The organism is Streptomyces fragilis (assembly GCF_003112515.1).
In the GTDB taxonomy this organism is placed as follows: Bacteria; Actinomycetota; Actinomycetes; order Streptomycetales; family Streptomycetaceae; genus Streptomyces; species Streptomyces fragilis.
Genome location: NZ_BEVZ01000003.1, coordinates 576,535 through 585,320 on the forward strand (window position 1 = coordinate 576,535; position 8,786 = coordinate 585,320).

Sequence of the window (8,786 nt, forward strand, 5' to 3'; positions counted from 1 at the left end):
TCAGGACCGTCCCGTGACCGCCGGGGAGCGCGCCGTCTGCGGATTGGCGTCGAGCAGGTCGGTGCCCAGCGGGGTCAGGGTGTGCAGCACCGTGTTGCGGGAGCGGACGGAGACGATCAGACCGGTCTCCCGCAGGATGGCCGCCTGCTGGCTGGCGGTCGGCGGGGTGACGCCGATCCGCCGGGCGAGCTCGCTCGTGGTGCAGCCGTCCTCGATGACCCGCAGGGCGGCCGCCCTGCTGTGTCCGAGCAGGCAGGCCAGCCGGTCCGTCGCCCCGGCGCCGCGGTCGGCCGGAGCGAGCCACCAGCCGGGCCCCCGGGGCACGGGATACACCAGGACGGGGCGCAGCTCCGGGTCGATGAGGGTGACGGGCGTGCGCCAGCAGAAGACCGACGGCACCAGCAGCAGGCCACGTCCGCCCAGGTGCAGGTCGCGGTCGACCGGATAGTCCGCCTCCAGCACGGGGGAGGACCACCGCAGCGTCGGGGCGAAGCTGCGCAGCAGTCCCTCGACCCCCTCGTCGACGAGCGCGCGGGCCCGCCGGGCCCGGTCGGCGTCCACCAGCGTCCGCAGGCGCGGCCACAGGGGGGCGATGGCGGCCCGGTGGTAGCCGTGCAGGGCGTCGCCGAGGGCGGCCAGAGCCGTCCGGTCGGCGTCCGCCAGGAGGCGGAGCGGGCCGGGCGGGCCTGCCAGCACGGACAGGTCCCTGCGTAATCGCTCCCTGGGCGTGGACAGCACCGCGTCGACCGTGGAGGCCAGCGACGACGCGGGCCGGGCCGGGGTGAGGAAGTCGGGGAAGTCGCCCACCGGGGGCGCCAGGCGGCGCAGCAGACGCAGGTGGGGCGTGCCGAGGGACCGCAGCCGGGCCCTGGCCGCGGCACGCCACGGGTCGAAGACGGCCCTCGCCCTGCCGCTCGTCAACTGCGTCACGCTGAGTGTGATCTCCCAGGCCGGATCGGGCGACGACACCATGTGGATCCGGGACAGATCCTCCGCGCTGAAGTGCACTCTGAGTGCCATGGCTTTCCCCCCGTCACGGGCGTGTGTCTGATTCTCGGTAGCTTGTGCGCGTTGTGGCCAGCATGTTTTGAGTCTGATGACATGTCCTTGCCCGTCCGATTGGGGCGCTGCGAGTCTCCTTGAGTCACCACCGCGGTACCGGCAGCTCACCGGGGCCGCATCCCGACATGAGGAGAGGACCCATGCGTAGTCGTCTGTTCCTGGTGGCCGTCGCGGCGGCCGGCGCCCTCCTGGGCTTCGGCACCACCGCGGTGGCGGCCGCGCCGGCGGGCGGGACGTCGTCCGCCGCTTCCGCCACGCCGTTCGCCGCGCAGGCCAAGGCCGCGCACCTCACGGCCGGCCAGACCGAGGCGCTGAAGCGGGAGGTCGACCGCTACCTCGAAAGGACCGGAGGCAAGCAGGTCGCGCTCAACAAGATCGACGTGGACGGCGCCACGCTCCTCGTGGCCATCCCCGGCGAGAAGAAGCCCCGCGACTTCGCCGGCGGCGACGGGGCGCGCGCGGCGGCCGACCCCTGCCTGACCGGAGCGGTCTACAGCGGCTACTTCTGCGTGTACAGCCAGCAGACCTACTCCGGCAGCTACTACTACTGGTACTCCTGCGCCAAGCGCTCCATGCCGTGGGCCGGGTACGGCTCCTGGATCAACGACCAGACCCCCGGCACCCGCGCGACCTTCTACAACAGCAGCGGCGGCGTGCACTACACCACCCCGGCGCCCTACTCCTCCAACTCCAGCTACTACTGGACGCCCGTCTGGCACGTGCGGAACTGCTGACCGGGACACCGCGGTGGACGTGGGGCGGGACGGCTGCCGGCCGTCCCGCCCCACGGCCGTGTGCGGACGCGCCCGGGACCGGGCGGGGAGCCCCAGCCCTGCGGGACAACCGCACCGCGGCCCGTCACCCGCGGTGGCGCTCCTCCACCGCCGCGTTGTACGCGGCCACCATCGCCCGCCGGGCCGTCCGCTCCACCGGCCGCAACGCCTCCCGCCGCGCCGCCATCTCCCCGGCGCTCACCGCACCCCCGTGCCCCCTCTCGTACGCCAGTGAGACCAGCAGCCCCACCCGCTCGGCCAGCCGCAGCACCCGCGCCGCCCGCGGCGGATACCCCGGTGCCAGCGCGTCCCGCCCCTGCGACCGCTCCGCCCGCGCCCGGTACGCGTCCAGCGCCGCCTCGGCCACCGGCCCCGACGCCGCCACGTCCAGCCGCGTCAGCACCTCCGTGGCCTCCCGCAGTGCCTCCGCCAGCTCCCGCTCCGCCTCGCCGAGCGAGGGGACGTCGGCCGGCGGCGCCTCCCGCACCGGCAGACAGTCCCAGACCACCTCCACGTAGACGTCCTCCGCGTCCCCCGCACCGCCCGACGGTCCGGCCTCGTGCACCTCGGGCACCAGCCCCAGCGCCACCCCGTGGCAGACGACCGCCTCCTCCGCCTCCAGCGCCCGCGCGTTGAACTCCGCCGGCCCGCTCAGCCCCAGCGGATGCCCCGGCGCGGGCAACGCCACCCGCAGACCGGTGGCTCCCAGCGCGCGCAGCCGCCCCAGGGCGAGCGACAGGCCGACCGCCCCGTCCTCCCCGGGCAGCCCCCGCACCCGGTGCAGCGCGTCGTCACCGACAATCGCGGCCACCGCGTCATCAGGCGGGACAAGATGGGCAAGAAGGGCATTTCCCCAGGCGGCCAGGCGCCCGGCACGTGGTTCCGTGAGCATGCGCCCAGCCTAAGGACCGTCCCACTGGATTCCCCAGGACACCGGGTGGCGTAGATTTTTCCGAGAGGGCTGCGCCCGCCGGCGCACACGACAGCCGACACCGGCCGACGCCGCCACCACGGGGAGAGCCGAGAACGCAATGGGAGACAGCGCGCTGATGAGCGATGTTCTGGAGCTGGAGGACGTATCCGTGGTCCGCGAGGGCCGGGCTCTGGTGGACCGGGTCTCCTGGTCGGTGAAGGAGGGCGAGCGCTGGGTCATCCTCGGCCCCAACGGCGCGGGCAAGACCACCCTGCTCAACATCGCCTCCAGCTACCTCTACCCGAGCAAGGGAACCGCCACGATCCTCGGCGAGACCCTCGGCCGGCCCGGCACCGACGTGTTCGAGCTGCGCCCCCGCATCGGCGTGGCCGGCATCGGCATGGCGGAGAAGCTGCCCAAGCGCCAGACGGTCCTGCAGACCGTCCTCACCGCCGCCTACGGCATGACCGCCGCCTGGCAGGAGGAGTACGAGGACGTCGACAAGGAGCGCGCCGTCGCCTTCCTCGACCGCCTCGGCATGACCGGCTACACGGACCGCAAGTTCGGCACCCTCTCCGAGGGCGAGCGCAAGCGCACCCTGATCGCCCGCGCCCTGATGACCGACCCCGAGCTGCTCCTCCTGGACGAGCCCGCGGCCGGCCTCGACCTCGGCGGCCGCGAGGACCTGGTGCGCCGCCTGGGCCGCCTGGCCCGCGACCCGATCGCGCCCTCCATGATCATGGTGACCCACCACGTCGAGGAGATCGCCCCCGGCTTCACCCACGTCCTGATGATCCGCCAGGGCGAGGTCCTGACCGCCGGCCCCATCGAGCTGGAGCTCACCTCCCGCAACCTCTCCCACTGCTTCGGCCTCCCCCTGGTCGTCGAGCAGATCGGCGACCGCTGGACGGCCCACGGACTGCCCCTCGCCTGACCGGCCCCGACCAACGGCCCTTACCTCCGCCCCCGTTCGCGCCCTGTCCGCGACGGGGGCGCGGTCCTACCATGCACATGTGGACATCGACGCGTGGGTCTGGTGGCTGGTGGCGGCGGCGGTGCTGGGCATCGCCCTGGTGATCACAGCGATGCCCGAACTCGGGATGCTCGCCGTCGGCGCGGTCGCCGCGGCGGTCACCTGGAGCCTCGGCGGCGGCATCGTGCTGCAGGTGGGCGCCTTCGTGGTCGTCTCCGTCGCCCTGATCGCGGTGGTGCGCCCCATCGCCGCCCGGAACAAGCAACGGCCCCAACTCTCCACCGGCATCGACGCGTTGCGCGGCCGCCAGGCCGTCGTGCTCGAACGGGTCGACTCCCGGGGCGGACGCGTCAAGCTCGCCGGCGAGGTCTGGTCGGCGCGCGCCCTGGAGCCCGGCCGCACCTTCGAGACGGGGGAGGAGGTGGACGTCGTCGACATCGACGGAGCCACCGCCGTCGTCATGTGACCGCAGGCCGCGCGCCCCGCCGAACCCCCCTGAGCAGGCCGGGAGTTCACGGGCCGCCGCTCCCGGCCGCCCCGCGGACCGGGACAAGTGGCCGGAACCCGCCCCGGAGGTCGCCGGGGTCTGGGAGACTCGAGCCAGAAGATCATCGACAGTCACGGCATCCGCCGCGCACGACGCGGCCGAGAGGGGTTCGGGGAGCCACGATGGAACCGGTCATCATCGTCCTGGTCATTCTGGTGGTGTTGGTCTTCATCGCCCTGATCAAGACCATCCAGGTCATTCCGCAGGCCAGCGCCGCGATCGTCGAGCGCTTCGGCCGCTACACCCGCACCCTCAACGCGGGACTCAACATCGTGGTGCCGTTCATCGACACCATCCGCAACCGCATCGACCTGCGCGAACAGGTCGTGCCCTTCCCGCCGCAGCCGGTCATCACCCAGGACAACCTGGTCGTGAACATCGACACGGTGATCTACTACCAGGTCACCGACGCCCGGGCCGCGACCTACGAGGTGGCCAGCTACATCCAGGCCATCGAGCAGCTCACCGTCACCACGCTGCGCAACATCATCGGCGGCATGGACCTCGAGCGCACCCTCACCTCCCGCGAGGAGATCAACGCCGCCCTGCGCGGCGTCCTCGACGAGGCCACCGGCAAGTGGGGCATCCGCGTCAACCGCGTCGAACTCAAGGCGATCGAACCGCCCACCTCCATCCAGGACTCGATGGAGAAGCAGATGCGCGCCGACCGCGACAAGCGCGCCGCGATCCTCCAGGCCGAGGGTGTCCGGCAGTCCGAGATCCTGCGCGCCGAGGGTGAGAAGCAGTCGCAGATCCTGCGCGCCGAAGGTGAGGCCAAGGCCGCCGCCCTGCGCGCGGAGGGCGAGGCCCAGGCGATCCGCACGGTCTTCGAGTCCATCCACGCCGGCGACCCGGACCAGAAGCTCCTCGCCTACCAGTACCTGAAGATGCTCCCGGAGATCGCCCAGGGAGACGCCAACAAGCTCTGGATCGTGCCCAGCGAGATCGGCGACGCCCTGAAGGGCCTCGGCGGCGCCTTCGGCAACTTCGCCCCGCAGAACGGCGGTTCCCCGGGCAGCGTGCCCAGGCCCGCCGGGAACGGCAGCGACCGCCTCGAGAAGCCCACCATCGACTGACGGCCGCGAGCCCCGCCGCCGCGGGCAGCCGCCGTACGGACGCTGACGGACGACGCGGGGCCCGTCACCCCGGACCGGGGTGACGGGCCCCGCGCCCTCACACGTGAGGTCAGGCAGCCGCCCGGACCGCCAGCCACTCCGGCAGATCGGCGAGATCACGGCTGCCGCCCATCGCCAGCAGCATCGCGTCGGCCGGCGTGGGCTCGAACGGCTCGTGCAGCAGCGGCATCCCCGCCTGCTCCGGCGTCCGGTCCGCCTTGCGGTGGTTGTCCTCCGCACAGGAGGCCACGGTGTTCAGCCAGGAGTCCTGGCCGCCCTGCGCCCGCGGCACCACGTGGTCGACGGTCGTGGCGCGCCCACCGCAGTAGGCGCACCGGTGCCTGTCCCGCACCAGCACCCCCCGCCTCGACCACGGTGCTTGTCTTCGGAACGGCACCCGGATGTACCGGCAGAGCCTGATCACCCGGGGCGCGGGTATGTCCACCGCGGCCGCCCGCATCCGAAGATCGGGATGGGCCTGCTCCACGACCGCCTTGTCCTGGAGCACCAGCACCACGGCGCGGTTGAGCGTCACCGTCGACAGCGGCTCGAAGCTCGCGTTCAGCACCAGCGTGTCCCGCACAACAACCAGCCCACCTCTCGTGTGCCGGCCGCCCCCCTGGCAGCCGGAATCCCACTCTGGCCGGGCGTGCCGCAAGGGACAACGCAATATCCGCCGCCCCAACGGCAGAAAAGAAGCCCGCCCCTGATCACTTCCAAGACCAGGGACGGGCAAACGTGCCGTGCGGGACCGACGCGGGCTCAGTTCCCGGCGGGCACCTCGTACTCGCCGATCAGGTGCGCGCGGCCCAGCGTGTGGAAGCGCAGATTGAATCCGACGGCAGCCGGACTGGCGTCCGCGTCCGGGCCGAGCTTCTCCTGGTCCACGGCGTAGACCGTGAAGACGTACCGGTGCGGTCCGTCCCCGGCCGGCGGCGCGGCGCCGCCGAAGTCACGCGAGCCGTAGTCGTTGCGCGCGTGCACCGCGCCCTCCGGCAGACCCTCGAACTTCCCGGACCCCGCGCCGGCCGGCAACTCCGTGACGGAAGCGGGGATGTCGAACAGCACCCAGTGCCAGAAACCGCTGCCGGTGGGCGCGTCCGGGTCGAAGCAGGTCACCGCGAAGCTCTTCGTCCCGGGCGGGAAGCCCTCCCAGCGCAGGTGCGGGGACGTGTTGCCCGCCGCGTACACCTGGGCGTCCGCGAGCGTGCCGCCCGCCTCCACGTCGTCGCTGGTCACCGTGAACGACGGGACCTGCGGGTGGAAGTCGTGCGGCAGCGGCGGCCTGGTGGACTGGGTCACCTCGGTACCTCCTGGCAGTGGTTCAGGAACCGTGTCCCGGACGGACGTCGCTGTGAGGACGTCATGCCGAGGACGCGGTTCCGCTTGTCCCGACCGAGCCTAGAACCAGTTGCGCCGGCTGCCGACCTCGGACAGCCACTGGTTGAGGTACGCCGCCCAATCGGTCCCCTGGTAGTCGTGCAGACCCACCTGGAAGGAGCGGAAGGTGTCGCTCCCCTCGCTGAACAGTCCCGGCTTCTTGTCCATCTCCAGGACGACGTCCATCTCGGACTGGTCCGCGACGAAGCTGATCTCGACCTGGTTCAGGCCCCGGTACTGCTGGGGCGGCAGGAACTCGATCTCCTGGTAGAACGGCAGCTTCTGCCGGGTGCCGCGGATGTGCCCGCGCTCCAGGTCGGCGTTCTTGAAGCGGAAGCCGAGACGGACGAAGGCGTCCAGGATCGCCTTCTGGGCCGGCAGCGGGTGCACGTTCACCGGGTCGAGGTCGGAGGAGTCGACCGCCCGGGCGATCGCCAGCTCGGTGGTCACGCCCACGTGCATGCCGCGCAGCGCGGAACCGTCGATCATCGTGACCGGCGTCTCCCACGGGACGTCGATGCCGAACGGCACCGTGTGCACCGCGCCGGCCTGCAGCTGGAACGCTCCGCCCAGCGGCTGCTTCAGGAACTCGATGTTCTGCCGGTGCTCCTGGTCGTCCGCGCCCTCGACCTCGACCTGCGCCTGGAGGCCGACCGAAAGGCCCTCGATCTGCTGGTCGACGGACCCGCCCTGGATGCGCACCTCGCCCTGCACCACGCCGCCGGGGACCACATTGACCTCGGTCAGCACGGTCTCCACCGAGGCGCCGCCGGCCCCGAGACTCGCGAGCAGCTTCTTGAACCCCATCTGTGTCCCTCTTTCCAGGCGCCCCCGTGGGTCCGCGCCCTCTCCGTCGTCCTTCAGGTTTCTGCGATCCCTGACGGTTACTGGTAACGCGTGAGGCGTTGTGAACGGTTCCTGCTCCGGGATCCGCACGGACCGGACCGATCCGCACGGACCGGACCGGAACCCTCCCCGCCCGTGACCCCCGCGCCCGCACTGTCCCTCCAGTACGCTCGGAGGACATGATCGCGAGCCTCGACCGTACGCCAAAGTTCCAGCAGCCTGGTCATGTGCACGTTTACCGGGCGTGCGGCACGTCAAGGCGGTCGGCATGAACATCGAGGAGCTCGCCCACTCCGCCGAAGAGGTCGCCCCCAGGCTGCTCGGGGCCGTCCTCACCCATGAGGCACCCGAGGGAACCGTCAGCGTCATCATCACGGAGACCGAGGCGTACTCCGGCTCCGCCGACCCCGCCTCCCACGCGTACAGGGGCAGGACGGCCCGCAACGGCGTGATGTTCGGGCCCGCGGGACACCTTTACGTCTACCGGTCCCACGGTCTTCACTGGTGCGCCAACATCGTCACCGGGACGGACGGCATCGCCTCCGCGGTCCTCATCCGTGCGGGCAGGGTGGTCGAGGGCGAGGACCTGGCCCGGGAGCGCCGGGGGAGCAAGGTGGAGACCGCACGTCTCGCGCGAGGTCCGGGGAACCTCTGCCAAGCCCTCGGCATCACGGCGGAGCACGACGGCGCGGACCTCCTGGCCGGAACCGCGGTCGTGCTGTCCCGGGGGGAGCCGGTGCCCACCGAGCTGGTCCGAGTCGGCCCCCGGGTGGGCGTGAGCAAGGCCCACGACTGGCAGCACCGCTTCTACGTCGCCGGTGACCCGACGGTCTCGGCCTACCGCCTGAGCCCGCGGGCCAAGCCGCCGGCCGGCACCTGATCCGACGGGCTTGACGCCGCTCCTCGCCATCCGTAAGGTAGTCCGAGCCGCAAGACACGGCGGGCGTTCTGCCCTCACCGTGTGCGGCCACTCCACTACTCAACCTCTCCCCTGAGCGGGGCGAATTCTTGCGTGTCCGCACGCCTGGAATTCGAACTGCCGGACTCGATTATGAGTTCCGGGAGCGAGTCGGTTAGCGTAGTGAATGTCGAAAGGCCGACGAATCCGATCGGGTTCGGAAGCCGGCGGCAACCCCCTCCGACAGGGAATCGGACACCGAAAGGTTCTGATAGAGTC

The 8,786-nt window shown here is 71.7% G+C and carries 10 protein-coding genes; 5 read left to right on the forward strand and 5 right to left on the reverse strand.

Annotation, left to right across the window (positions count from 1 at the left end):
* Nucleotides 1-1,020: an ArsR/SmtB family transcription factor gene (locus Sfr03f_RS13195; protein WP_108954036.1), complete on the reverse strand. Its 1,020-nt coding sequence runs from the start codon at nt 1,018-1,020 to the stop codon at nt 1-3.
* A gap of 182 nt (nt 1,021-1,202) precedes the next feature.
* On the opposite strand from Sfr03f_RS13195, the gene Sfr03f_RS13200 reads away from it, so the two are divergent.
* A complete protein-coding gene (locus Sfr03f_RS13200) occupies nt 1,203-1,796 on the forward strand; it encodes a hypothetical protein (RefSeq protein WP_159105636.1) in 594 nt (197 codons plus the stop codon).
* A gap of 124 nt (nt 1,797-1,920) precedes the next feature.
* Here Sfr03f_RS13200 and Sfr03f_RS13205 read toward each other — a convergent pair whose 3' ends face one another.
* The gene (locus Sfr03f_RS13205; protein WP_108954038.1) at nt 1,921-2,727 is read right to left on the reverse strand and encodes an Rv1486c family protein; all 807 of its coding nucleotides are present in this window, start codon (nt 2,725-2,727) and stop codon (nt 1,921-1,923) included.
* 157 nt (nt 2,728-2,884) lie between these two features.
* Here Sfr03f_RS13205 and Sfr03f_RS13210 point away from each other — a divergent pair, with 157 nt between their 5' ends.
* From Sfr03f_RS13210 to Sfr03f_RS13220, 3 genes are all read left to right on the forward strand, one after another.
* On the forward strand, nt 2,885-3,682 hold the full coding sequence (locus Sfr03f_RS13210) for an ABC transporter ATP-binding protein (protein ID WP_108954102.1): 798 nt from the start codon (nt 2,885-2,887) through the stop codon (nt 3,680-3,682).
* A 79-nt stretch (nt 3,683-3,761) separates the two neighbouring features.
* Nucleotides 3,762-4,187 carry an NfeD family protein gene (locus Sfr03f_RS13215; RefSeq protein ID WP_108954039.1) on the forward strand — a complete coding sequence of 142 codons (426 nt, stop codon included), beginning with the start codon at nt 3,762-3,764 and terminating at the stop codon, nt 4,185-4,187.
* Between the two features lie 203 nt (nt 4,188-4,390).
* Entirely contained in the window at nt 4,391-5,344 is a 954-nt protein-coding gene (locus Sfr03f_RS13220) for an SPFH domain-containing protein (RefSeq protein WP_108954040.1), read from the forward strand.
* A gap of 109 nt (nt 5,345-5,453) precedes the next feature.
* Here the strand turns inward: Sfr03f_RS13220 and Sfr03f_RS13225 are convergent, their stop codons facing one another.
* From Sfr03f_RS13225 to Sfr03f_RS13235, 3 genes are all read right to left on the reverse strand, one after another.
* Nucleotides 5,454-5,966 carry an HNH endonuclease gene (locus Sfr03f_RS13225; protein WP_108954041.1) on the reverse strand — a complete coding sequence of 171 codons (513 nt, stop codon included), beginning with the start codon at nt 5,964-5,966 and terminating at the stop codon, nt 5,454-5,456.
* A 179-nt stretch (nt 5,967-6,145) separates the two neighbouring features.
* On the reverse strand, nt 6,146-6,685 hold the full coding sequence (locus Sfr03f_RS13230) for a YbhB/YbcL family Raf kinase inhibitor-like protein (protein ID WP_108954042.1): 540 nt from the start codon (nt 6,683-6,685) through the stop codon (nt 6,146-6,148).
* 99 nt (nt 6,686-6,784) lie between these two features.
* A complete protein-coding gene (locus Sfr03f_RS13235; RefSeq protein WP_108954043.1) occupies nt 6,785-7,570 on the reverse strand; it encodes a sporulation protein in 786 nt (261 codons plus the stop codon).
* A gap of 307 nt (nt 7,571-7,877) precedes the next feature.
* Here Sfr03f_RS13235 and Sfr03f_RS13240 point away from each other — a divergent pair, with 307 nt between their 5' ends.
* Entirely contained in the window at nt 7,878-8,489 is a 612-nt protein-coding gene (locus Sfr03f_RS13240; RefSeq protein ID WP_108954103.1) for a DNA-3-methyladenine glycosylase, read from the forward strand.
* Nucleotides 8,490-8,786 lie beyond the last annotated feature (297 nt).